The following is a 21,752-nucleotide window of genomic DNA, read 5'->3' as shown; positions in this document are numbered from 1 at the left end:
ATGACGGAGCAGTACACAAACATTCTGGTGGAGCGCCGCGGCCGGGTGGGCCTGGTGACGCTCAACCGGCCCGAGGCACTCAACGCGCTCAACAAGGCCACCATGGACGAGCTCGTGGCCGCTGTGACAGCCATGGACACGGACCCCGAGGTGGGCGCGGTGGTCGTGACCGGCTCCGCGAAGGCCTTTGCCGCCGGGGCTGACATCAAGGAAATGCAGTCCAAGGGCTACATGGACATGTATGCGGCGGACTGGTTCCGTGGCTGGGAGGACTTCACCCGGCTCCGGATCCCCGTCGTGGCGGCGGTGTCCGGCTTCGCGCTGGGCGGCGGCTGTGAGCTCGCGATGATGTGCGATTTCATCATCGCCGGGGACAACGCCAAGTTCGGCCAGCCGGAAATCAACCTCGGCGTGCTGCCCGGCATGGGCGGATCGCAGCGCCTGACCCGGGCGGTGGGCAAGTCCAAGGCGATGGACATGATCCTGACCGGCCGCTTTATGGATGCGGAGGAAGCCGAGCGCTCCGGGCTGGTCTCCCGTGTGGTCCCGGCCGCGGACGTGGTCGAGGAGGCACTGAAGGCCGCCGAGGTGATCGCCTCCAAGTCCAAGCCGGTGGCGATGGTGGCCAAGGAAGCGGTCAACGCGGCCTTCGAGACCGGGCTGGCCCAGGGCGTGCTGTTCGAGCGGCGCGTGTTCCACTCGCTCTTTGCCACCGAGGACCAGAAGGAAGGCATGGCGGCCTTCAGCGAGAAGCGCCAGCCGGAATTCAACCACCGCTAGGCAGCTTCGACGCGCAGGTGTCCCCGCGATGCGGAAATGTCCCCGCGATGCGGAAATGTCCTGGCGATGCGGAAATGTCCTGGCGCGGCTGGAAGTCCAGTAGCGCCAGGACATCTGCGCGTCGCCAGGTCATCTCCGCAGCGGGAGGCCTGCCTGACGCAGCCAGGCAGGGGCCCGTCTGACTACGCGGCGCTGATCCCGAACAGGCCGATGATGAGTGCCATGACCGCCAGGGTCACCAACTCATGGGCGCAGTTCAAGATTGTCAGGCCGGCCGGGCGGTCTTCGAACGCGTCGTGGGTGATGAAACGCGCCGCGGTGAACCCTGCCCAGAGGATCACCGCCGTGATCAGCGTGTTGGCCAGGAAATTTCCGCCGTAGAAGTGTTGCGAGAGGGCGGCGGAACCTGCCAGTACCCAGGCGGTGACAAAGCTGACCACCAGCGTGATCAGGATCGGTTTCACGGCGTCCTTGGCTTTCCCGCTGGGCGTGACCTTGGCGACGCGCATCCAGTAGTTGCCGAACACCTTGGGCGTGTACCAGACGGACCCGACCACCATGCTGGACAAGGTGGCCACCAGTACGCCCCAGATGTTGATTTCCGGAATCATTGTGTTCTCCTCAGTCGTTGAAATCGCCCGCGTTGCGGCGGAAAGTTCCCAGGATCCGGATCAGCTCGTCGACGTCCTGCTCCGCGAAGCCGGACCGGCCGAATACCTCCGAGTTCAGCACCGCCGTCGCCCTTTTGGCCAGCGTCCGTCCCTCGGGGGTGAGCTCTATCAGCGTGGTGCGCCCGTCGGTGGGGTGCGCGGAGCGGAGCACCAGCCCGGCGTTCTGAAGCCGGTCGACGGCGTTGGTCACCGAGGTGGGATGGACCTGCAGCAGTGCACTCGCCTTGTTCATCGGCAGCGCGCCGCTGCGGGCAAAACTCAGCAGGGCCAGGAGTTCGTACCGGGCGAACGTCAGGCCGAACTGCTTGAGGACACCTTCGATCCGGGCCAGCAGGATCTGCTGGGTCCGCATGATGGCCGTGATGGCGGCCATCGGGGCGGCGACGTCGGACCAGCCGTGCCGCTCCCAGTTCAGCCGGGCATCCGCGATCGGATCGCGCGGCAGCGGCGCTCCCACAGCTACCCCTGGCCTTTGAGGCCGGGGAAATCGGCCTCCGAATATTCGGTTCCGAGTCCGGCCGGAACCGTCCCGCCGCTGTGGCGCAGCTCCTCGCTGTGCCGCAGCTCTATGCGCCGGATCTTGCCGGAAATCGTCTTGGGCAGCTCGGTGAACTCCAGCCGGCGGATCCGCTTGAACGGGGCCAGGTGGTCGCGGCAATACTGCAGGATTTCCTCGGCCAGCTCCGGGCCGGGCTGGTGCCCGGCGGCCAGGACCACAAACGCCTTGGGTACCGACAGCTTCAGCGGATCGGGTGAGGGTACGACGGCGGCCTCCGCCACCGCCGGGTGCTCGATCAGCACGCTCTCCAGCTCGAAGGGGGAGAGCCGGTAGTCGGAGGACTTGAAGACGTCGTCGCCGCGGCCCACGTAGGTGATGATCCCGCGTTCGTCCCGGCGCGCCATGTCCCCGGTATGGTAGTAACCGTTCCGGAAGGCCTCCGCGGTCTTCCCCGGGTCGCCGTAGTAGGCCTTCATCAGCCCGACAGGCCGAGGGTCCAGGCGCAGGCACAGCTCGCCGTCGTCGCCCTCATTCCCGGTTGCGGGATCCACCAGGACGACGTCGTAGCCCGGCAGCGGCTGGCCCATCGCGCCGATCTTGATCGGTTGTCCCGGAGTGTTGGCGATCTGCACGGTGGATTCGGTCTGGCCGAAGCCGTCGCGGATGGTCTGGCCCCAGGCGCGGTGGACCTGGTCTATCACTTCGGCGTTGAGCGGTTCGCCGGCGGAGACCACCTTGGCGGGCGGGTTCTTCAGCAGGGTCAGGTCGGCCTGGATGAGCATCCGCCAGACGGTGGGCGGGGCGCAGAAACTTGTCACGGACTCGCGGTCCATCTGCTCCATGAGCGCCTTGGCGTCGAAGCGTTCGTAGTTGTAGATGAACACACAGGCCTCGGCGATCCACGGGGCGAACACGTTCGACCAGGCATGTTTCGCCCAGCCCGGGGAGGCCACGTTGAGGTGCACATCGCCGGGTTCCAGCCCGATCCAGAACATCGTGGAGAGGTGGCCCACCGGGTAGGAGGTATGTGTATGCTCCACCAGCTTGGCCTTGGAGGTGGTGCCCGAGGTGAAGTAGAGCAACAGGGTCTCATCCGCCAGCGTCGGTCCGTCCGGGGTGAAGGCCGCGTCGGCGCCCAGGGAATCGGCGTACTGCAGCGGGCCGGAGCCGCTGCGCTCGCCGGCGCCGACCTCTATCAGGGTGTAGCGGCCCGGCACCTCGGCGAACTTGCCGATGTTGGCGCTTCCGACGGCGGCCCAGTCCGCTTCGCCGCGCTCCACCCGGTCCTGCAGGTCGGCAGGGCCCATCAGCGTGGTGGTGGGAATCATCACGACGCCGAGTTTGATACCGGCCAGCATGAGCTCCCAGAGCTCCACCTGGTTGCCAAGCATGATGATCATGCGGTCGCCGCGCCGGACGCCCTGGCTGCGCAGCCAGTTGGCCACCTGGGCTGAGCGGCGGGAGAGGTCAGCGAAGCTGCGCCGCGTCGCTGTACCGTTCTGCTCGACGATCACGAGGGCGGGCCTGGCAGCCTTAGCCGGATCCGCGGCGATCTGGTCAAACCAGTCGAGGGCGAAGTTGAATTCCTCGAACCGGGGCCACTGGAAGTCGCTCCGCGCCGCGGAATAGTCCTCCCGGAGAGTGAGCAGCCTGTCCCGCGCTGCGCGGAACTCTTCAGTGACAGTCATGATGAACCCTTCGAAAGTCTGCTGGCGAAGCCTTGCCGGCTGGCGCCGTTGCCAGGGAACCGCCTGCTTCCTAGTGATCCCCGTCACTGTGCAATATACTAGGACATCCAAGGGTTTGGAAGAGCCGAGGCTGCCGCAGAGCGGCCCATCAGGAAGGGATCTATGCCCGTGCAGACACAAGGACGTGCCAGCGGACAGGCGGCCCCCCCGGAGGGGACGGCGCTGCCGGGGGCGGAGCCGGGGGATGTGGCCACACCGCCGTTCCCGGATGCCGACTTGATGTATGTTGTGGACCTCCTGCCCGCGGAGGAACAACTCCGGTACCAGGAGGTGCGGGACTTCCTGCAGTCCCGGGTCCGGGCGGCCTCGATCGAGTACTGGAACCGTGAGGAGTTCCCGTTCGGCCTGCTGGCAGAGCTGGGAAAGTACGGTCTGGGCGGCCTGCAGACGGACGGCACCTCCAAGCTGTTTAAGGGCCTGATGTACGTCGAGGTGGCGCGGGCGGATGTCTCGCTCTCGGCCCTGGTGGGCATCCACAACGAGCTGATCGTCGGGATGATCGACCAGCTCGGTTCAGAAGAGCAGAAGGCGCGCTGGCTGCCCGGGCTCACCGCCTTTACCCAGCTCGGCGCCTTCGCGCTCACCGAGCCGGACCACGGCTCGGACATCGCCGGCGGACTCGCCACCACGGCGCGGCTGGAGGGCGGCGAGTGGGTGATCAGCGGTGCGAAGCGCTGGATCGGCGCCGGCACTATTGCGGACTTCGCCTTGGTCTGGGCCCGGGATGTCGCGGACCAGCAGATCAAGGGCTTCATCGTGGAGACTGACCGCCCCGGCTACAGCGCCACGAAGATCGCCAACAAGATCGGGCTGCGGATCATGCAGAATGCGGACATCGTGCTCGACGAGGTGCGGATCCCGGCGTCCAACCTGCTGCCCGGGGCCACGGACTTCTCCAGGGCCAACGAGCTGCTTCGCGATTCCCGCGCCTGGGTGGGCTGGCAGGCTGCCGGCATTCAGTTGGCCGCGTTCGACGTCGCACGCTCCTATTCGTTGGAGCGGAAGCAGTTCGGCAAGGAGCTGGCGCGGTTCCAGCTCATCGCGCAGCAGCTGGCCGAGATCCTGGGCAACGCCACGGCCTCGCTGGCGCTGATGGCGCAGTTGGCCCGGATCCAGGAGGAGGGCAAGCTGGAGATGGTCCAGGCCGCGATGGCCAAGTCCACCACCACCCGGCTGGCCCGGGCGTCCGTGGCGATGGGCCGTTCCCTTCTGGGCGGCAACGGCATCAGCAGCGACTACGAGATGGGCAAGCTTTTCGGCGATGCCGAAATCCTCTACACCTACGAGGGCAGTTACGAGATCAACTCCCTGATCGTGGCCCGGGCCGTGACCGGGAAATCGGCCTTCGTTTAGGGCGGGCCGGGCTCAGGTAAGAAATCGGAAACGACAAACGCCGCTCCGGAGGAATCCTCCGAAGCGGCGTTTGTGGTCTTCGCGGAAGGCGTCCCGGGCTGGCCGGGCGCGCCCTCCTAAGTCGTTAGAGCGGGCGGATGTTCTCAGCCTGCGGGCCCTTCGGACCCTGGGTGACGTCGAACTCGACCTTCTGGTTCTCGTCCAGCGAGCGGTAGCCGCTGCTGGAGATTGCCGAGTAGTGGGCGAAAACGTCGGCCGACCCGTCATCCGGGGCAATGAAGCCAAAACCCTTTTCGGCGTTGAACCATTTAACTGTGCCTGTAGCCATGCCATATCCTTCTGAAACGCTGCTGATCTCCGGCGGCCCTGGGGCCAACGGCTGCGGAGACATTCGTCCGCTGTCCCAAACGTACGGGGCGCCGGGCTAGCGTGCAAGAGGCCCGGGGGGGCCATTTCGTTCCGCCGGGACTCTTTGGTCCTTCCGCGGGGTCAATAATTCCGGTCGTTTGTCCCCTCCCGGAACCACCTTAATTCCTCCCAGCCTGCCCGGCGGGGCAGGCCCAACCTGCCCGCGACGACGTCACGGTGATCCATTTGGCACGGTTGTGCCATCTCCGGCGGCGCTGTGTCGGCTCCTGGTGTCTGCAGCGTCGCCCGGCGCGGTATGTCCCGCAAGCGGCATGCGCATCCGTCACTGGCGGACGGTGCCGGCCGAGCCGTCCACGGTGACCATCTGCCCGGTGTGCAGCAGCGTGGTGGCGTCCGGTACGCCCACGACGGCGGGGATGCCGTACTCGCGGGCTACGACTGAGCCATGCGAGATGACCCCGCCCATTTCCATGACCAAGGCCCCGGCGGTCAGAAACAACGGGGTCCACCCAGGATCGGTGGAGGGCGTCACCAGGATTTCACCGGGTTCAAGGTGTGCGCCCACCGGGTCCAGAACCACCCTCACCTTCCCGGTGGCCGTGCCGCCCGAGGCAGGGGTGCCGGAGAGGCCGTCGGCTGGCGGGGACTTCGCCATCATGGCCGCCTCGACGTCTGTGCCGTCGGACAGCAGGATCCGGGGGATATGACGGCGTCGCAGTTCCCTGTCGTAGAGCCGGTGGCGGCCAGCAACGATGCCCCAGAGCTCGGCGCCCCGCAGGCCGACCCGGACTTCATCGAAATCCAGGAAGAACACGTCGTCGGGGGCTGCGATGCTGCCGTTCCTTGCCAGCTCCGTGCCAATCCTGCTGAGCTGCCGGTGCATTTCCGCCAGCACCATCACAATGTTGAACTTGGGCAGCTCGCGCAGGCCCGACAGTTCGCGGACCCGGCGCAGGGCCAGCCGCAGCAGCAGTGCCCGCCAGCGGCTCCGGGACGCGGCCCGCTCAACGAGGGTGCCGATCCGGGCTTCGGCGTGTTCCGCTGCCCGGGCGAACTGCCGGTCCGGTGCCTGTTCCGGGTCTTCCACCCGCAGGTAGTTCGAGATCATGCCCAGAATGTGGTCCGGTTCCTCGGCCCACCGCGGCATGCCGAGGTCGATCTCCGCTACGGCGCGGTGGCCGTACCGTGCGAGGAAACGGCGGACCCCGGCCTGTGCCGCCGGAGGCAGGGCGCCGGCACGGAAGCTGACGGTGAGTTCGTTGGGGCGCCGCTGCAGGAACGCCTCGCGGGAAGCCGGATCAGCGCTCACGGCGCGTGCGACGTCCCAGAGTTCCAGGTCCATCTCGGTGGTCACATTGTGTGGCAGTCCCCTCAGGACCGCTTCCAGCTCCCGAGGCTGGGCAATACCGCGCAGCAGCCTTCGGGCCAGGGCCAGCATGATGTAGCCGGTGGCGGGACCGGGAAGGGTGGCCTGGATCAACCCGTTAACCATCCGGTCCAGGATGTGCTGGGCGTAGTCGAGCCTTTGGAAAGCGGTGGCAGGTTCGGGTAGTGCCAGCTCGGCTTCAAGCCGCTTTCCGTAGGCCTTCGCCCGGCGCAGCTCCGCCTCGGGTCGAACTGCGGCCCTGACGAGCGCCGGTACCAGTTTGAGGAACAGTCCGAGGGCGGCGGTCGCCTCCGCACCCCGGGTTCGCTCCGTGCTCCGGGTCACCTCCGCACCGCGGGTTCGCTCCGCACTCCGGGTTCGCGCGGGGCGGCCGGACCGCTCCGCTTTGGCCGCAAACTTCCTTGTAGGCTTCACCACCCGGAACCTCGGGTCTTCCAGCAGCGCCGGAAAAACGCTCGCGGACCTCCCGTCCGCGAGCGGCAGGACCTGCAGAAGGTAGCGACGGCCGAGCTTGCTGCGCATGGCCGGCGTCAGGTCCACAAACATGCGCAGCCCGGGGTTGAGGTATTTCCAGGGCCCGTTCCGGTTTCCCACGCGGCCCAGGACGGAGAGCCCCATCGGCGTGAGCGGGCGGGTGAGCCCCTGGAGCAAGGTGCCGCACAGGTACACCCGGGTCCCGGCGTCGGACTCGGAAGAAGGGCCTTCCCGCCCGCTGGTTGACGGGTCCTCCAGCGGGTACAGCGTGGTGATTGGCCGGGACTGGGTCAGCCAGATCCTGCCCGCAGCATCAATGACCCACTCCGCATCCTGCGGGGTTCCGAACAGGCGCTGGACGCGGTCGCCCAAGGACGTAAGCTCGCTCAGCTGGGCATCGCTGAGGCTGGGCGGCCGGGCGTGTTCAGGTCCGCCCGGGGTGCGGTGCAGGACCCAGGCCGTCGCCGTGTCCAGCACGAAGTGGTCCGGATTGACCGTCCCGGAGACGACGGCCTGCCCCGCGCCCGGGCTGGCGTCGATGACGGTCTCGGTCCGCGTTCCGGTGACCGGATTGGCCGTGAACAGAACGCCCGCGGTGGCGGCGTCGACCTGTCGTTGGACGACGACGGCGAGTCCGACGTTGCGATGGCTGACCCGGTTGGCGGACCGGTAGGCGACCGCCCGCTCACTCCAGACGGACGCCCAGCACCGACGGACGGCGTCGATCACGGCGTCGGCGCCCGCAACGCCCAGATAAGTGTCCTGCTGGCCGGCGAAACTCGCGAACGGCAGGTCCTCGGCCGTTGCTGACGACCGCACAGCGACGGCGGGCTCCTCGCCGGGAAGGTCGCCGAGTTCGGCATAGGCCGCGCGGAGGGCGGTCTCCACCGTGGGCGGGACCGGGGAAGATCCGATCAGTTCCCTCGCCCGCTGCGCCGCCTCGAGCTGCGACGCCAGGTCCGCTATTTCCGCCGGAAGCGCCCGTTCGTAGGCCTCCGTCGTCAGGCAAAATCCGGACGGGACCGGGAACCCGGCAGCCAGGAGCTTGCCGAGGTTCAACGCCTTACCACCCACGAACCGCAGCTGGGCCGAGCCGGCTTCTTTGAGGTCGATCACGAGGGGCGCAACCAAAAGGTCATCCGCCGCAGGACTGGCCGGGGGAGTCCGGTCTGCAGCCACCATGTCCGCACCTAGGAATTGTCTGCCGCCCCGGCGGTGTCCTCCCACAACACATCCAGATTGCGGAAGACCGGAGGACTATCGCACAGGGCAGCCATCTTGGCGGCGAAGTCGGAGGTTTCCGGCCGGTTGGAATTTTCCATCGCCGACTCGTAGGACTCGAACTCGACGATCATCAGATAGGTTCCGGGATGGTCGCGGTCTGCGGTGGCCAGGATGCGTCCGAAGGTGGGTGCGGTGCTACCCTCCGTCCGGGACGGCCGGCCGAGCTCTTCAATTTCCTCGAAGCGCGAAGTCCTAAATTCAATGATCTGCACAAACCTGGCCATGACGGCTCCTTGACGGCGGCGGATGCTGATGCGCATCAGGCTAGACCTCTGCCCCGGGCAGTGCAATAGATCGAGCCACTGCCACCCGGCAAACCAGCAGGCCCCGGATTGCCCGGGGCCTGCTCCGTGCGTTCTGCCGGCGGGCGCGGCGTGCTGCGCCCACCGGAAGGGGCTAACGCCGCTTCAGCATCTCCAGAATCCGGCGGGTGATTCCGCCCGCGGCGCCGCCGGTGCTGCCCGCCGCACGTCCGGCGGGAGCATTGTAGCGGCCGGCGCCCGGCGTACGCCCGGTGGTGCCCCTCGTCCTGCCCGCGTATCGTCCAGCGGCATTCTTGATGATGTTGCCCAAGTTCATTTGGAACTCCTTCACTTATCGATCCGCCAACCAAAAATTAGTAAGGTCACTTATGAGTGTACCCGTGGCGGCAGTCCGGTGCCATGGCAGGCGTCGGCACTGAGTGTGGCGTCCGCCGCCGTGGCCGCCGTCGGCCGCAACCCGGCTAGGGGGTCAGCAGGACCTTGATCGCGCGCCGTTCGTCCATGGCCCGGTACGCCTCGGGCGCCTCCTCCAGCGGCAGAACGACGTCGAAAACCCGTCCCGGGTTGATGGTGCCGTCGAGTACATCGGCCAGCAGCTCCGGAATGTAGGTCCGTGCCGGGGCCATCCCGCCGGCAATTGAGATGTTGGTGTCGAAGAGGTAGCGCAGGGGGGCTTCGGCGCCGCCCGTCGGGACGCCGACGAAGCCGAGTGCACCGCCGGGACGGACGCTGTGGAGGGCTTGCTCCATGGACTCCTTGGTTCCGACGCACTCCAGTACGGAGTCGGCCAGCACTCCGCCGAGGAGTTCGCGGACCCTGGCGACACCGTCTTCGCCACGCTCGGCCACGATATCGGTGGCACCGAACTCCCGCGCAATAGCCTGGCGGTCGGCGTGCCGGGACATAGCGATGACCCGCTCCGCCCCGAGCCGCTTGGCCGCCAACACGCCGCACAGTCCGACGGCGCCGTCTCCCACCACCACGACGGTCCGGCCGGGACCGACCTTCGCGGCGAGGGCCGCATGGTGGCCGGTGGCCATCACATCGGACAGGGTCAGCAGGCTGTTCCGGAGCGCGTCGTCCGGCTCCGTAACGCCGGGAACTTTGACCAGGGTGGAGTCGGCCAGCGGAACGCGGACCGCCTGTCCCTGTCCGCCATCGATGGCGAGGCCGGAATCGTCCTTGCCGCCCCAGCCGGCCAGGTGGTCGCATGCGACGGTGACGCCGTTAAGGCACTGCGGGCAGGCGCCGCAACTGACGACGAACGGGGCGATCACGAGGTCGCCGACCGCCAGGCTGGTGATCGCGTCGCCGATGGATTCCACGGTGCCGATGAATTCGTGCCCGATTGCTGAGGGCCGGCGGGTGGGCTTGACGCCGCGGTACGGCCAAAGGTCCGAGCCGCAGACGCAGGACGCGGTCACCTTGACGATGACGTCGCTGGGCAGCTGGACCGTAGGGTACTCCCGGTCTTCGACCCGGATGTCACCGGGGCCGTAAATGATCGTGGCGCGCATGACGGCTCCTGGCGTTGAGGGGCTGAATTCTCTCCGAGTCTAGCCCGGGGATTTGGGGCCACGTAGGCTCGGAGTATGAATCCCCCCGAGGGTCTGGGCCTTCGGCCGTCGGTGCGGTACTCGGCTGTCGGGTGGGCCGTCCTGGTCGCAGTTCTCGCCGGCTGCAGCGCAGACGAAGACGTCCCGGTGCCGGTTACGTCGCCGCCCGCTGTGCAGGTGTCATCGGGCGGTCCATCGGCGCCAGCCGTTCCCCCGGCGTCCCCGTCCGAGGTCCAGGTCCCCAGGCCGGTGCCGCCGTCGACCGCAACCCCGCCCCCGCTTCCGCCACAGGTCCAGCAGGAGCTTGATCAGCGTCTGGTGGCGGCCGCGAAAGCCAACGACGCGGCCCTCGCGGCAGAGCTGATCCGGTCCGGAGCGAATGTCAACGCCAAGGATGCCATCCAGGATTCGGCGTTCCTGTATGCCGGGGCGGAGGGGTTCAACGAAATCCTGCTGCTGACGCTCGCGAACGGCGCCGATGTGGCCAGCACCAACCGCTTCGGCGGCACAGCCTTGATTCCGGCGAGTGAGCACGGACACGTGGACACAGTCCGGATCCTCATCGCCGCCGGGGTTCCGGTGAACCACGTCAACAATCTCGGCTGGACGGCGATGCAGGAGGCAATCCTCCTGAATAACGGAGGTCCCAGACAGCAGGAAGTGGTCCGGCAACTTCTCGCTGCCGGCGCCGACCCGGACATCCGGGACCCCCAGGGGCGCACCGCGCTGCAGAACGCCGAGCGGCTGGGCTTCGGCGCCATCGCGAAGCTGATCCGGGAGCGGGAACAGCCGGGGTGATTGTGCGCCGCGGCGTCTCCCTACCCCTCAGACCGCCTCCAGCACGCTGACGTAGTTGGCGATACCCACGCCGCCCATGTTCTGGACGGCGGCGCGGCGGGCGGTGCCCAGCTGCATGTCACCGGCAGTGCCGGTGAGCTGCATCGCGGCGATGACGTGCTGGGAGACTCCGGTGGCGCCGACCGGGTGGCCCTTGGCCTTGAGCCCGCCGGAGACGTTGACGGGGAGCTTGCCGTCCTTGAAGACCCAGCCTTCCTGCAGGGCGCGGGCGCCCTGACCGGGTTCGGTCAGTCCCATGGCCTCGTACATCAGCAGTTCGGCAATGGTGAAGCAGTCGTGCACCTCCGCGAAGTCCAGGTCCTCCAGCCCGACGCCGGCCATCGCCAGCGCGCGCTGCCACGACGCGCGCGTCGCGGCGAAGGCAGTCGGGTCCCGGCGTTCTGCCGGGAAAAAATCGTTCGCCTGGCCGAAGCCGGCGAGCCGGACCGGGGCGGCGGCCCCACCGGTCGGGGCGAGGCTCAGCACGACGGCGGCGGCGCCGTCGGAGACGGGGGAGCAGTCGGTGCGGCGGAGCGGATCCGCCACCATGGGGTTCTTGTCCGAGACGGTCCGGCAGAACTCCTCACCGAGGTCCTTGCGGAGCTGGGCATAGGGGTTGTCCACGCCGTTGCGGTGGTTCTTCGCCGCAATCGTGCCCAGGGCGTCACCAAGCTTCCCGTAGCCCAATTGTCCCCAACCGTCGCCGTAACGCTTCTCGTAGTGCTTGGCGACCTCCGCGAACAGCCCGGTAAAGCCCGTGGTGGAGGACTTGCCCGCCATGTCGTAGTCGGCCCCCAGCAGCGCGGCGCCCACAACGTCGGCGCCTGCCTGGGTCATCTTTTCCGCGCCGATCACCAGCACCGTCTTGGCGGTGCCGGCCAGCAGGGACTTGGTGCCCTGCTGGAAGGCAGCCGATCCTGAGGCGCAGGCGTTCTCGACCCGGGTGGACGGAACATTGGCCAACTGCTCGGACGCCTGCAGGGCGAGCGAGGACGGGAAGGCCAGCGGCATCATGCCGGAGTTGAACTGGCCGAGGTAGATCTCGTCAATCTGCCCGGGCTCGATGCCGGCGTTTCCGATCGCCTCGGTGGCGACCTGGACGATCAGGGATTCGAGGGTCTCGTCGGTCAGTTTCCCGAAGCGGCTGTGGCCCCAACCGGTGAGCAGGACGTCCTTGCCGAACTGTTCGCGCAGGCTCATGCCGGTGCTCCCTCGAGCTCGGGCGCTGCATCCGCGGCGTCCTCGAGAGCGACGTCGAACGCTGCCTCGGTCTTCTCGCGGATCTCCTCCACGGTGGCGCCCGGGGCGAGGCGGGTGAGCGTGAGCCGGCGGCCGCCGCCTGTTTCATGTTCGGGCCTGTCCAGGTCAAACACCGCCAGGTCGCTGATGATGCGGTCCACGCAGCTCAGGCCGGTCAGCGGCAGGGTGCATTCCTTAACGATCTTGGCCGTGCCGTCCTTGGCGTTGTGCTCGGTGAGGACCACGACGCGCGGCGTGCCGGCGACGAGGTCCATGGCGCCGCCCATGCCTTTGACCATTTTGCCGGGGATGGTCCAGTTGGCGAGGTCACCGGCCCCGGAGACCTGCATGGCGCCGAGGATGGCGACCTTGACGTGGCCGCCGCGGATCATGCCGAAGGACGTCGCGGAGTCGAAGATGCTGCCGCCGGGCAGGACGGTGACGGTCTGCTTGCCGGCGTTGATCAGGTCCGCGTCTTCTTCACCTTCGTAGGGGAACGGGCCCATGCCGAGCAGGCCGTTCTCGCTCTGCAGGACGACGCGGACGCCCTCGCGCAGGTTGTTGGCGACCAGCGTGGGGATGCCGATGCCAAGGTTGACGTAGTCGCCGTCGTTCAGTTCTTCGGCCGCGATGGCAGCCATTTCATTCCGGGTCCAGGCCATGGTGTTCTCCTCAGGTTTTTGGGGGCGGCGGTTCAGGCCGGCGCAGTTCAGGCCGGCACGCCGGACGGTGCGGACTGGGCGGCCTCGGCGGCCTCGGCCCGGGGCCGGACCGTCCGCTGTTCGATGTCCTTGACCCGGCCGTCGGCCTGCACCAGGCGCTGGACAAAGACGCCGGGGGTGACGATGTGGTTCGGGTCGAGCTTGCCGGGTTCGACGATCACCTCGGCTTCCGCGACGGTCACGGCGCCCGCGGTGGCCACCACCGGGTTGAAGTTCTGCGCGGTATAGCGGTAGATCAGGTTGCCGTCCGTGTCCGCGGTGTGCGCGTGGACCAGGGCGACATCGGCTTTGATGGCGCGCTCCTGGACGTACGTCTCGCCGTCGAACTCCGCCAGCGGCTTGCCTTCTGCGACGAGCGTGCCGACTCCGGTCTTGGTGTAGAAGGCGGGGATGCCCGCACCGCCGGCGCGGAGGCGCTCGGCGAGCGTGCCCTGCGGAGTGAACTCCACTTCCAGCTTTCCGGCGAGGTACTGCTCGGCGAAGAGCTTGTTTTCTCCCACGTAGGAGGCGATCACCTTGCGGACCTGGCCGGCCTCGATCAGGACACCCAGCCCCTTGCCGTCCACGCCCATGTTGTTGGACACGACCGTGAGGTCCTTGACGCCGGAGTCGCGCACGGCCTCGATCAGGTCCGCGGGGATGCCGCTGAGGCCGAAGCCGCCGACGGCGAGCGTCATGCCGTCCCGCAGCACGTCGTGGAGCGCGGCGGCCGCTCCGGATTGTAGCTTTGAGATTGCATCTCCTCATTGAGCTCTAGGCAGAAGTCCACTTTGTGGACTGTTCGTCTGAAGAAGGAGCCTACGGTGCGCCGTGAACCGCTGTCAACGCCCGCATTCTTCCATTCCTGGTGCATTTTTACAACGTGGACGCTAGGATGGGTCGTGTCCACAATATGGATAGTTTGAGGAATCCAGAGGTGAAAGATGAACTCCGCACCAGTACAGGGCGCCCAGGTGGTCAGCCGGGTCGCGGCGCTGCTGCGCATTGTCGGGCGCCGGCCGGAAGGCTCTCCGTTAGTGGAACTGGTCCGCGAATCCGGGCTCACCCGACCTACGGTGCACCGGCTGCTCAGCTCGCTGGCGGCCGAGGGCCTGTTGGACCAGGAACCGCACAGCGGCAACTGGGTGCTGGGGCCCGAGATCCTGCTGATGGGTTCGGTGGCCTCGGCGCGGTTCCCGCTGGAGGATATTGCTCGGCCCAGCCTCCGGCGGCTGGCCGAGGAAACGGGCGAAAGCGCCTTCTTCTCCATCCGCCGCGGCGCCGAAACGGTGTGCCTGCTGCGGGAGGAGGGGAGCTTCCCGGTGCGTTCCTTCGTGCTGCACGAGGGTGTGCGCTTCCCGCTGGGAGTGGCCTCGGCCGGCACCGCCATCATGGCGTTCCTGCCCCCGGAGGAACAGGAGGAGCTGCTGGCCGGCTGGGCCACGCATGCGGGCAGCTTCGCGGCGGTCCACACCGAGTCGCTGGTCCGCCGGAACCTGCAGGCCACGCGGCAGGCGGGCTTCTCCGTGAACCCGGGGCTGGTGCTGGAAGGAAGCTGGGGGATGGGCGCCGCGGTGTTCGATCAGCGCGGACGCCCCGCTTGGGCCTTGTCCCTGACCGGCATTGAGCCGCGTTTCCGGCAGGAGCGGCAGGCGGAGCTGGGCCGGCTGCTGATGGACGAAGCCCACCGGATTTCGACCCTGCTGCAGGGCCACGGGTAGGCCGGCCCGCTGATGATCAGCGGGTTCCCGGCCCCACACTGTCGTGGGCTTCCGCCAGCCAGTCGCGGATCTGCTGGTCCAACTGTTCTGCCGTGGTGATGGTGAAGCGGTGTGTGTAGACCTTCCGGGTGGTCGGGAAGGCCTGGCGCAAGGTGGGATGGTCCACGGTCCGGAGCAGGTCGATCGCGATCTCGAGCCGGCCGGACTTGATGAACGCCGAGGCGAAGACGCGTTTGTCCGCCCAGGCCACCTCGGTCGGGTGGACGCGTTCCTCGCATTCGCCGGCCGCCAGCACCAACCGCCGGAAGGCCCGGAAGAGTGCGACGGCGGGCGGGCTTCCCAGCGAGGTACGCCTCGACGTCGTGGTTCAGCCCAGCTCAGCTTTCCGGAGGTATTTTGGCGGGCTCGGCGCCGTCGCGGGGCACATTGACGCGGACACGCCGGCCGAAGGGCCGGATAGCGCGAAACCCTGGCTCAAAGTGCCCCCGGAGCGATGGAGCGTCGTGGTTCATCTCAACTCAAAGCCCTACCCGGGGCTCCTCGGGGCCTTCGTGCTTCCACCAGGTGTCGCCGATGGTGACCGGAACGGTGCGCTTGTGGCGGGTGCGCAGGTACTTCTGCTCAATGCGTTCGGCCACCTCGTCCGGGACCTCGCGGCCCTCAAGGTAATCGTCGATCTCGTCATACTTCAGGCCGAGTTCGTCCTCGTCGGTCCGGCCCGGTTTTCCGTCGAGGAGGTCGGCGGTGGGCACCTTGTCCCAGATCCGCGCCGGCGCCCCGAGCTCGGCGAGCAGCGCCCGGTTCTGACGCTTGTTGAGCCCGAACAGCGGCAGCACGTCGGCGCCGCCGTCGCCATACTTGGTGAAGAAGCCGGTCACGGATTCGGCGCCGTGGTCCGTGCCGATTACCAGGTAGTTGTGTTGGCCGGCGAGCGCGTACTGCGCAATCATCCGGGAGCGGGCTTTCATGTTGCCCTTGGTGAAATCCGACACCTGCTCGCTCGTGGTCTTCTCGAATTCCTGCTCGAAGCCGTCCACGGCGGGCGCGATGTTGAAGGTCCACTCCGTTTCCGCGCCAATGAAGTCCAGCGCGGCCTGCGCGTCGTGCTCGTCATGCTGCACGCCATAGGGAAGCCGGACGGCCACGAAGTTCGCCTCCACCCCTTCGGCTTCGAGCTCGTTGACCGCCAGCTGGGCCAGCCGCCCGGCCAGGGAGGAATCCAGGCCGCCCGAGATTCCCAGCACGAAACCCTTGGTATGAGTCGCCTTGAGATACTCCTTCAGGAACGTGACGCGTTTGCGCACCTCCTCGGCGGGGTCGATCCGGGGCTGCACGCCCATTTCTTCAACTATCTTCGCCTGGAGTTCACGCATGACTCAAAGCCTAGCCAGCAGTGTCAATGACGCTCAACTGTGTCCGGCCGAATAGCGCTGCGGAGAGTGCGCCGCGCTGCGCGGAACGGATTGTGCTACGGAATGCGTCCTGCGCTGCGGGGAGTGCCAGTCGCTATGGAATGCGTCTAGCGCTGCGGAGAGTGCCAGTCGCTATGGAATGCGTCCTGCGCTGCGGGGAGTGCCAGACGCTACGGGAATACCGGTAGCGCCGGGCATTCTGCGCAGCGCCGGGGCGAATCCGCCGCGAAAACTGCTCCCGCTCGGGGCCGCGGCGGCGTACCGTGAGGCCATGGAGAAGACCGGATGCGTTGTGGCCGGCGGCGGACCGGCCGGCATGATGCTGGGCCTGCTGCTGGCGCGCGCCGGTGTGGCCGTGACGGTGCTGGAAAAACACGGGGACTTCTTCCGCGACTTCCGCGGCGACACCGTCCATGCGGCGACCATCCGGCTGATCGACGAACTCGGCCTTGGCGATGAGTTCCGCCGGCTCCCGCAGAGCAGGTTGAACAGCGTCGCCTTCCCGGTGCCCGGCGGGCCGCCCGTGACCATGGGCAACTTCGATTCGCTGCGTCCGCCGTACAACTATGTCGCGATGATGCCGCAATGGGACTTCCTGAACTTCCTTGCCGAAGCCGCTGCCCAGGAACCGTCCTTCAGCTTGAGGATGGGCCACAAGAGCACCGCGCTGGTCCGCAACGGCGGCCGCGTCACAGGAGTCCGTTACCGGACCGCTGACGGCGTCGACGGCGAGATTCAGGCAGATCTGGTGGTCGCTGCGGATGGCCGCCATTCAATCCTGCGCCGCCAGGCCGGGCTGGTGCCGAAGGAATATCCTGTGCCCTTCGACACCTGGTGGTTCCGGCTGCCGCGCTATCCTTCCGAGCGGGGCGAAGTGGCGGGAATCGTGCCGGCCTTCGGACGGGGCGAAGCGCTGCTGGCCCTGTTCCGCGACGACTATTTCCAGATGGGCTACCTCGCACCCAAAGGCACGGGCGCGCGGATCCGGGCCGAGGGCGTCGAGGGATTCCGCCGCCGGGTCGCGGCGCTCCGTCCGGATCTCGCCGACAGGGTGGACGCCATTGCATCGCTGGAGGATCTGCATTGGCTGGACGTGCGCCTGGACCGGCTGCGCAAATGGCACATCAACGGGATGCTCTGCATCGGCGACGCCGCCCATGCAATGTCCCCGGCAGGCGGGGTGGGGATCAATCTCGCCATCCAGGACGCCGTCGCGGCCGCGGACGTCACGGCGCCGGTGCTCCTCCGGGGCCAGGTGCGCCGACAAGACCTCGCCAGGGTCGAACGACGGCGACGCCCGCCCACCGTCGTCGTGCAGACGGTCCAGCGGTTGCTGCACCGCGTGCTGTTCGAGCCAATCATGACCGGGAAGCGGTCCGGCGCCCCGGCCGTGCTGCTGTTTCTGGCGCGGCGCGTTCCGGCAGTCGGACGGTTGGCGCCGCGGTTCATCGCGTTCGGCCCGCGGCCCGAACATGCGCCCGCGTTTGCCCGGCGTGTGCAGGCGCCCTATTGAGGCGCCTCTCGGAACGCTCCACCTGAACGGCCCTCCTGACAGCGCCTGACAGGGCGCCGGTAAAAATGGCGCCCGTAAAAAGGGCGCCCGCAAACTGGCGCCCGCAAACTGGCGCCCGCAAAGCGGCGCCGGGATCTGGGCGCCGGCTGCTGGGCGCACGGCTGGATTTCCGCCGCCGGGCTCCCACTAAACTGGAACCCATGACTTCCACCGGTAACTTTGCAGCTGACGCTGCCTTCGCACGTGTCCGCCTGCTTGAACTGATCAAGGAACTGGCCGTCGTGCGCGGCAAGGTCATCCTCTCCAGCGGCGCGGAGGCCGACTACTACATCGACCTGCGCCGGATCACCCTGCACCACGAAGCGTCCAAGCTGGTCGGGCAGGTCATGCTCTCACTGCTGGACGACGCCGGGATCGACTTTGAGTGCGCCGGTGGCCTCACCATGGGTGCGGATCCCGTCGGCACGGCCGTGATGCACGCCGCCGTCGACGCCGGCCGTCCGGTCGACGCCTTCGTGGTCCGGAAGGCGCAGAAGTCCTACGGCATGGGCCGCCAGGTGGAAGGTCCCTCTGTTGAGGGCCGGAAGGTGCTGGTCCTGGAGGACACTTCCACGACCGGCGGCTCCGCACTGACCGCCGTCGAAGGTGTCCGCAAGGCGGGCGGCAACGTGGTGGCCGTGGCCGTGATCGTAGACCGCGATACCGGCGCCAAGGAAAAAATCGAAGCCGAGGCCGGCGTTCCCTACCTGTTCGCCTTCGGAAAGGATGAACTCGGCCTCAGCTGACCCCGCCGACCCCGGGCGGGGCATGTGGACCGGTGCGGAGGACTGACCTATCATTTGCCTAATTACCGGTCAGTACTTACCTTTGGAGAACACGCGCCCATGCTCCCATTCGAACAGTCCCCGCCTACGGGTGCATCGCCGCGTTCCGAGGTGCCGCTGAGTACCGTCGAGCAGATCCAGAATTTGATCCTGGACAGCGCCGACTTCGAGGCGTTCCTGAACGAACTGGCCCGGTTTTCGGCGCACCAGATGGCCGGCTCCGGCGAGGACGCTTTGTGCGGCATCACGCTCCTGCGGAACCGCAAAGCCGCAACCATCGGCTGGAGCAGCGACTCCGCCCGCGAGGTGGACGAGATCCAGTACTCGCTGTCCCAGGGACCCTGCCTGACGGCGGCCCAGGAGGAACGCGAAGTCTACGTCCCGGACCTCTTTGATGAGGACGGTTGGGGCCCCGACTACGCCCAGGCGGTGGCCTCGCACGGGCTGCGTTCGGTGCTGTCCGTGCCGTTCCACCTTCAGGGCGACGCCAAGGCGGCCCTCAACCTGTATTCCGACGTGCCGCACAAATTCGACGGCGACCTCGCCGCCCGCGCCCGCGGCTACACCCGGGAGATCTCCCAGGCCCTGCGACTGGCGGTCCGCTTCTCCCTGCAGACCGACAGCGCCGCGAACCTCCGGGCAACGCTGGAATCCCGCACCGTCATTGACATGGCCATCGGGATCGTGATGGCGCAAAACCGCTGCAGCCAGCAGACCGCCGTCCGGATCCTCACCGACGCGTCCAGCAATGGCAACGTGAAACTCCGTGAGATCGCGGCTTCCCTCGTGCGGTCAGTGGGAGGGTCCGCAGCGCGCACGCACTTCGACGAACCGGGCCCGAAAGAGGCTGTCTGAGCAGGTGCGGCTGATCGACATCGCCTCGGATGTTGTCCGGACGGATCTCCGGGGGAGCCTCACGCGGGTATCGTGTCCCTCCCTGTTGCAGACTATCCAGCGTGTACGCCACATGGGCATCAGCTCCCATAACCCCGGACGTTGCCGGGGCGCTGCCGGACCCGACCGGGGTCTCCAGGCGCGGGGACGGACGACAGCCGGAACCCGCGTAGACCGGGTTCCGCCGCGAAGGCTGTGGCTGAGCTGTTATCCGCTCTGGGCTTCTGATCCCAGTTCGGCAGTGGATACGGTAGGGGTGTGCCGCGTGAGAGGGAAAGTGATCTCTGGGGTCCCGGTTCTGCCGAGGCCCGCATACTTCGGCACGCCGCGGACCTGAAGCGGTTTTCGCGCCGGACCTTCCTCGTCGGCACCGGCTCCGCATCCCTGCTGGCGGCGGACATGCTGTTCACCCGGCGGGTCCAGGCCGAGAGACGCGTCCACAAGATCCTCACGGTCCCGGACGAAACGGCCGAGAAGTACTTCCCCAATGCAAGCTGGTTCCTGTTCCCCGGCTACAAAACGAGCTGGGAGGAGGCGCTGTGGATCCTGAACGCCCTGCGAGGTTCGCTGAACAAGCGCGGCCAGCTCGCCGCCGTCGGATACTCCAACATGGGCCTCGACATCGACCAGATCGTGATCGCCGTCGTCGAGCATGCGCGGACCCACAAACTGAACCAGCTGTACTTCTACGGCCACAGCTTCGGCGGCATGGTGGCAACCCAGGTCGCCGCCCGGCTCCGTGAGCTGCACGGCCTCGAAGTGGCGTTTATCCTGCTCGATTCCAGCCCGTACAGTAAATACGATGTCCTGGACCAGAGCTGGTTCGAGGGTGTTGTTCTCCTCTATGAGAGCGGCTTCCGCTTCCCCACGGTACTGCGCGGCGGCTACGAACTAGGTGAGCGGATGCTGCACAAGGATGAGCGCAGCTGGGGCCAGATCCTGGACCAGACGCTGGAGCAGCTCGCGCCGATCGCCCCGTCCAGCGTCCTGGTCCAGTCCGAGTCGGCCTACATCTATCACTTCAATGCCAGCCGCTTCGCCGGGAAACTCGGCGCTACGCGGATGGCCTTCATCGGCAACCCACGTGACCGCACCGTGGACTACGAGACCGCCAAAGACTCCTGGACACTGACCTTCAAAGACAACATGGCGCCGGAAACGCTCCACACCGACGGCGCACGGCCGGCGCACGCCAGCCCGGGCTGGAGCCCTTTCGTCTACCGGCCGATCATCGACAAGCTGCAGGACGGGCTGTTCCCGTTGCCCTCCGGGGGCGGCAGGAAGACGGTCTTCTAGTAGGCCGGCAGGGGCGTTGCCGCTTCGGCCTAGATCTGGTTCTTCAGGTCCGCCACGGAGTTCAGGATCTGGTTCGGCCGGAACGGGTATGCGGCGATGTCGTCCTTGTGCGTGATGCCGCTGAGCACCAGTACCGTGTGCAGCCCCGCTTCCATGCCGGCGATGATGTCGGTGTCCATGCGGTCACCGATCATGGCGGTGGTCTCGGAATGGGCATCGATCTGGTTCATTGCGGAGCGGAACATCATCGGGTTCGGCTTGCCGACGATGTAGGGCTCGCGGCCGGTCGCCTTGGTGATGAGTGCGGCGATGGCGCCGGTGGCCGGCATCGGGCCGTCCTTCGAGGGCCCGGTGGCGTCCGGGTTGGTGGCGATGAAGCGCGCGCCGCCCAGGATCAGCCGGATCGCCATTGTGATGGCCTCAAAGGAGTAGGTGCGGGTTTCGCCGAGCACCACAAAGTCGGGGTCCTGGTCGGTGAGGATGAAGCCGGCCTCGTGCAGCGCCGTCGTGAGTCCGGCCTCGCCGATCGTGTAGGCACGGTTCCCGGATTCCGAGCCCCGCACCTGGTCCTTGAGGAACTGGGCCGTGGCCAGGGCCGAGGTCCAGATGTTCTCCTCCGGGATTTCCAGGCCGGAACTCTTGAGCCGGGCGGCGAGGTCCCGGGGAGTGAAGATCGAGTTGTTGGTCAGGACGAGGAAGCGCCGGGACGTGTCCACCCAGCGCTGGATGAGTTCCGCGGCGCCGGGGATGGGCTGGTTCTCATGCACCAGCACGCCGTCCATGTCGGTCAGCCAGCACTCGATCTCCTGGCCGCTGCGGTACACCGACGCCATGGAACGTACTTGGTCCGGATCTGTTCGTTCGTGTCTCCGCTGGTCCGCCATGGTGTCCTCCGCCGATAGTGTGCCGCTAACTGCGTCCCAGTCTAATG

22 protein-coding genes are annotated in these 21,752 nt (G+C 67.3%); 8 read left to right on the top strand and 14 right to left on the bottom strand.

Going from position 1 to position 21,752, the window contains the following annotated elements; all coding sequences use genetic code 11:
- Positions 1-780: an enoyl-CoA hydratase gene (locus QFZ69_RS18990; RefSeq protein ID WP_306913592.1), complete on the top strand. Its 780-nt coding sequence runs from the start codon at positions 1-3 to the stop codon at positions 778-780.
- A 182-nt stretch (positions 781-962) separates the two neighbouring features.
- Here QFZ69_RS18990 and QFZ69_RS18985 read toward each other — a convergent pair whose 3' ends face one another.
- From QFZ69_RS18985 to QFZ69_RS18975, 3 genes are read right to left on the bottom strand one after another with little or no spacing between them, the layout of a single operon-like run.
- Entirely contained in the window at positions 963-1,391 is a 429-nt protein-coding gene (locus QFZ69_RS18985; protein ID WP_306913589.1) for a DUF1761 domain-containing protein, read from the bottom strand.
- A gap of 10 nt (positions 1,392-1,401) precedes the next feature.
- Positions 1,402-1,908: a MarR family winged helix-turn-helix transcriptional regulator gene (locus QFZ69_RS18980; protein WP_306913587.1), complete on the bottom strand. Its 507-nt coding sequence runs from the start codon at positions 1,906-1,908 to the stop codon at positions 1,402-1,404.
- Positions 1,909-1,910: 2 nt separating this feature from the next.
- Positions 1,911-3,638: an AMP-binding protein gene (locus tag QFZ69_RS18975; RefSeq protein ID WP_306913585.1), complete on the bottom strand. Its 1,728-nt coding sequence runs from the start codon at positions 3,636-3,638 to the stop codon at positions 1,911-1,913.
- Positions 3,639-3,917: 279 nt separating this feature from the next.
- On the opposite strand from QFZ69_RS18975, the gene QFZ69_RS18970 reads away from it, so the two are divergent.
- Complete coding sequence (locus tag QFZ69_RS18970) at positions 3,918-5,051, top strand: acyl-CoA dehydrogenase family protein (protein WP_306919504.1); 1,134 nt, start codon at positions 3,918-3,920, stop codon at positions 5,049-5,051.
- A gap of 124 nt (positions 5,052-5,175) precedes the next feature.
- On the opposite strand, the gene QFZ69_RS18965 is transcribed toward QFZ69_RS18970, so the two are convergent.
- The 5 genes from QFZ69_RS18965 to QFZ69_RS18945 all read right to left on the bottom strand — a co-directional run bounded on the left by QFZ69_RS18965 (position 5,176) and on the right by QFZ69_RS18945 (position 10,345).
- Positions 5,176-5,379, bottom strand: coding sequence for a cold-shock protein (locus tag QFZ69_RS18965; protein ID WP_069950491.1), 204 nt, complete (start codon positions 5,377-5,379; stop codon positions 5,176-5,178).
- Between the two features lie 363 nt (positions 5,380-5,742).
- The gene (locus QFZ69_RS18960) at positions 5,743-8,463 is read right to left on the bottom strand and encodes a PEP/pyruvate-binding domain-containing protein (RefSeq protein WP_306913584.1); all 2,721 of its coding nucleotides are present in this window, start codon (positions 8,461-8,463) and stop codon (positions 5,743-5,745) included.
- Between the two features lie 8 nt (positions 8,464-8,471).
- Positions 8,472-8,789 carry a hypothetical protein gene (locus QFZ69_RS18955; RefSeq protein ID WP_306913581.1) on the bottom strand — a complete coding sequence of 106 codons (318 nt, stop codon included), beginning with the start codon at positions 8,787-8,789 and terminating at the stop codon, positions 8,472-8,474.
- A 172-nt stretch (positions 8,790-8,961) separates the two neighbouring features.
- Positions 8,962-9,144 (bottom strand): hypothetical protein, encoded by a 183-nt coding sequence (locus tag QFZ69_RS18950; RefSeq protein ID WP_306913580.1) that lies wholly within the window; start codon positions 9,142-9,144, stop codon positions 8,962-8,964.
- Positions 9,145-9,289: 145 nt separating this feature from the next.
- Positions 9,290-10,345: a zinc-dependent alcohol dehydrogenase family protein gene (locus QFZ69_RS18945; protein ID WP_306913579.1), complete on the bottom strand. Its 1,056-nt coding sequence runs from the start codon at positions 10,343-10,345 to the stop codon at positions 9,290-9,292.
- 75 nt (positions 10,346-10,420) lie between these two features.
- Between QFZ69_RS18945 and QFZ69_RS18940 the strand changes: the two genes are divergently transcribed.
- A complete protein-coding gene (locus QFZ69_RS18940; RefSeq protein WP_306913578.1) occupies positions 10,421-11,182 on the top strand; it encodes an ankyrin repeat domain-containing protein in 762 nt (253 codons plus the stop codon).
- 27 nt (positions 11,183-11,209) lie between these two features.
- Here the strand turns inward: QFZ69_RS18940 and QFZ69_RS18935 are convergent, their stop codons facing one another.
- Genes QFZ69_RS18935 through QFZ69_RS18925 form a run of 3 tightly spaced genes read right to left on the bottom strand, consistent with a single transcriptional unit; the run spans position 11,210 to position 13,916 of the window.
- Positions 11,210-12,421, bottom strand: a complete 1,212-nt coding sequence (locus QFZ69_RS18935; RefSeq protein WP_306913576.1) for an acetyl-CoA acetyltransferase — start codon at positions 12,419-12,421, stop codon at positions 11,210-11,212.
- On the bottom strand, positions 12,418-13,122 hold the full coding sequence (locus tag QFZ69_RS18930; RefSeq protein WP_306913574.1) for a CoA transferase subunit B: 705 nt from the start codon (positions 13,120-13,122) through the stop codon (positions 12,418-12,420). Before QFZ69_RS18930 ends, QFZ69_RS18935 begins: the two co-directional genes overlap by 4 nt.
- A gap of 47 nt (positions 13,123-13,169) precedes the next feature.
- On the bottom strand, positions 13,170-13,916 hold the full coding sequence (locus QFZ69_RS18925; RefSeq protein ID WP_306919503.1) for a CoA transferase subunit A: 747 nt from the start codon (positions 13,914-13,916) through the stop codon (positions 13,170-13,172).
- A gap of 189 nt (positions 13,917-14,105) precedes the next feature.
- On the opposite strand from QFZ69_RS18925, the gene QFZ69_RS18920 reads away from it, so the two are divergent.
- On the top strand, positions 14,106-14,882 hold the full coding sequence (locus tag QFZ69_RS18920) for an IclR family transcriptional regulator (protein ID WP_306913572.1): 777 nt from the start codon (positions 14,106-14,108) through the stop codon (positions 14,880-14,882).
- 16 nt (positions 14,883-14,898) lie between these two features.
- On the opposite strand, the gene QFZ69_RS18915 is transcribed toward QFZ69_RS18920, so the two are convergent.
- Together QFZ69_RS18915 and nadE are read right to left on the bottom strand one after the other, a co-directional pair.
- On the bottom strand, positions 14,899-15,225 hold the full coding sequence (locus QFZ69_RS18915; RefSeq protein ID WP_306919502.1) for a DUF5655 domain-containing protein: 327 nt from the start codon (positions 15,223-15,225) through the stop codon (positions 14,899-14,901).
- A gap of 175 nt (positions 15,226-15,400) precedes the next feature.
- Positions 15,401-16,255, bottom strand: a complete 855-nt coding sequence (gene nadE, locus QFZ69_RS18910) for an ammonia-dependent NAD(+) synthetase (RefSeq protein WP_306913571.1) — start codon at positions 16,253-16,255, stop codon at positions 15,401-15,403.
- A 310-nt stretch (positions 16,256-16,565) separates the two neighbouring features.
- On the opposite strand from nadE, the gene QFZ69_RS18905 reads away from it, so the two are divergent.
- The 4 genes from QFZ69_RS18905 (at position 16,566) to QFZ69_RS18890 (ending at position 20,821) form a co-directional block, all read left to right on the top strand.
- A complete protein-coding gene (locus QFZ69_RS18905; RefSeq protein ID WP_306913569.1) occupies positions 16,566-17,807 on the top strand; it encodes an FAD-dependent oxidoreductase in 1,242 nt (413 codons plus the stop codon).
- 200 nt (positions 17,808-18,007) lie between these two features.
- Positions 18,008-18,592: an orotate phosphoribosyltransferase gene (pyrE, locus tag QFZ69_RS18900; protein WP_306913567.1), complete on the top strand. Its 585-nt coding sequence runs from the start codon at positions 18,008-18,010 to the stop codon at positions 18,590-18,592.
- A gap of 99 nt (positions 18,593-18,691) precedes the next feature.
- Positions 18,692-19,486: a GAF and ANTAR domain-containing protein gene (locus tag QFZ69_RS18895; protein ID WP_306913565.1), complete on the top strand. Its 795-nt coding sequence runs from the start codon at positions 18,692-18,694 to the stop codon at positions 19,484-19,486.
- A gap of 297 nt (positions 19,487-19,783) precedes the next feature.
- A complete protein-coding gene (locus tag QFZ69_RS18890; protein ID WP_306913564.1) occupies positions 19,784-20,821 on the top strand; it encodes a thioesterase domain-containing protein in 1,038 nt (345 codons plus the stop codon).
- Between the two features lie 29 nt (positions 20,822-20,850).
- On the opposite strand, the gene QFZ69_RS18885 is transcribed toward QFZ69_RS18890, so the two are convergent.
- Positions 20,851-21,705, bottom strand: a complete 855-nt coding sequence (locus QFZ69_RS18885; RefSeq protein WP_373461732.1) for an HAD-IIA family hydrolase — start codon at positions 21,703-21,705, stop codon at positions 20,851-20,853.
- Positions 21,706-21,752 lie beyond the last annotated feature (47 nt).

Origin of the sequence: Arthrobacter sp. V1I7, from assembly GCF_030817015.1 — a bacterium.
Taxonomy (GTDB): domain Bacteria; phylum Actinomycetota; class Actinomycetes; order Actinomycetales; family Micrococcaceae; genus Arthrobacter.
This window is presented reverse-complemented; position numbering and strand designations above follow the sequence as displayed.

Coding starts and splice junctions, on each gene's coding strand:
- QFZ69_RS18930 (WP_306913574.1), bottom strand. CDS start 13,122: ATGGCCTGGACCCGGAATGAAATGGCTGCCATCGCGGCCGAAGAACTG.
- QFZ69_RS18905 (WP_306913569.1), top strand. CDS start 16,566: ATGGAGAAGACCGGATGCGTTGTGGCCGGCGGCGGACCGGCCGGCATG.
- QFZ69_RS18960 (WP_306913584.1), bottom strand. CDS start 8,463: ATGGTGGCTGCAGACCGGACTCCCCCGGCCAGTCCTGCGGCGGATGAC.
- QFZ69_RS18885 (WP_373461732.1), bottom strand. CDS start 21,705: ATGGCGGACCAGCGGAGACACGAACGAACAGATCCGGACCAAGTACGT.
- QFZ69_RS18950 (WP_306913580.1), bottom strand. CDS start 9,144: ATGAACTTGGGCAACATCATCAAGAATGCCGCTGGACGATACGCGGGC.
- QFZ69_RS18975 (WP_306913585.1), bottom strand. CDS start 3,638: ATGACTGTCACTGAAGAGTTCCGCGCAGCGCGGGACAGGCTGCTCACT.
- QFZ69_RS18965 (WP_069950491.1), bottom strand. CDS start 5,379: ATGGCTACAGGCACAGTTAAATGGTTCAACGCCGAAAAGGGTTTTGGC.
- QFZ69_RS18970 (WP_306919504.1), top strand. CDS start 3,918: ATGTATGTTGTGGACCTCCTGCCCGCGGAGGAACAACTCCGGTACCAG.
- QFZ69_RS18935 (WP_306913576.1), bottom strand. CDS start 12,421: ATGAGCCTGCGCGAACAGTTCGGCAAGGACGTCCTGCTCACCGGTTGG.
- nadE (WP_306913571.1), bottom strand. CDS start 16,255: ATGCGTGAACTCCAGGCGAAGATAGTTGAAGAAATGGGCGTGCAGCCC.
- pyrE (WP_306913567.1), top strand. CDS start 18,008: ATGACTTCCACCGGTAACTTTGCAGCTGACGCTGCCTTCGCACGTGTC.
- QFZ69_RS18955 (WP_306913581.1), bottom strand. CDS start 8,789: ATGGCCAGGTTTGTGCAGATCATTGAATTTAGGACTTCGCGCTTCGAG.
- QFZ69_RS18985 (WP_306913589.1), bottom strand. CDS start 1,391: ATGATTCCGGAAATCAACATCTGGGGCGTACTGGTGGCCACCTTGTCC.
- QFZ69_RS18920 (WP_306913572.1), top strand. CDS start 14,106: ATGAACTCCGCACCAGTACAGGGCGCCCAGGTGGTCAGCCGGGTCGCG.
- QFZ69_RS18990 (WP_306913592.1), top strand. CDS start 1: ATGACGGAGCAGTACACAAACATTCTGGTGGAGCGCCGCGGCCGGGTG.
- QFZ69_RS18895 (WP_306913565.1), top strand. CDS start 18,692: ATGCTCCCATTCGAACAGTCCCCGCCTACGGGTGCATCGCCGCGTTCC.
- QFZ69_RS18945 (WP_306913579.1), bottom strand. CDS start 10,345: ATGCGCGCCACGATCATTTACGGCCCCGGTGACATCCGGGTCGAAGAC.
- QFZ69_RS18940 (WP_306913578.1), top strand. CDS start 10,421: ATGAATCCCCCCGAGGGTCTGGGCCTTCGGCCGTCGGTGCGGTACTCG.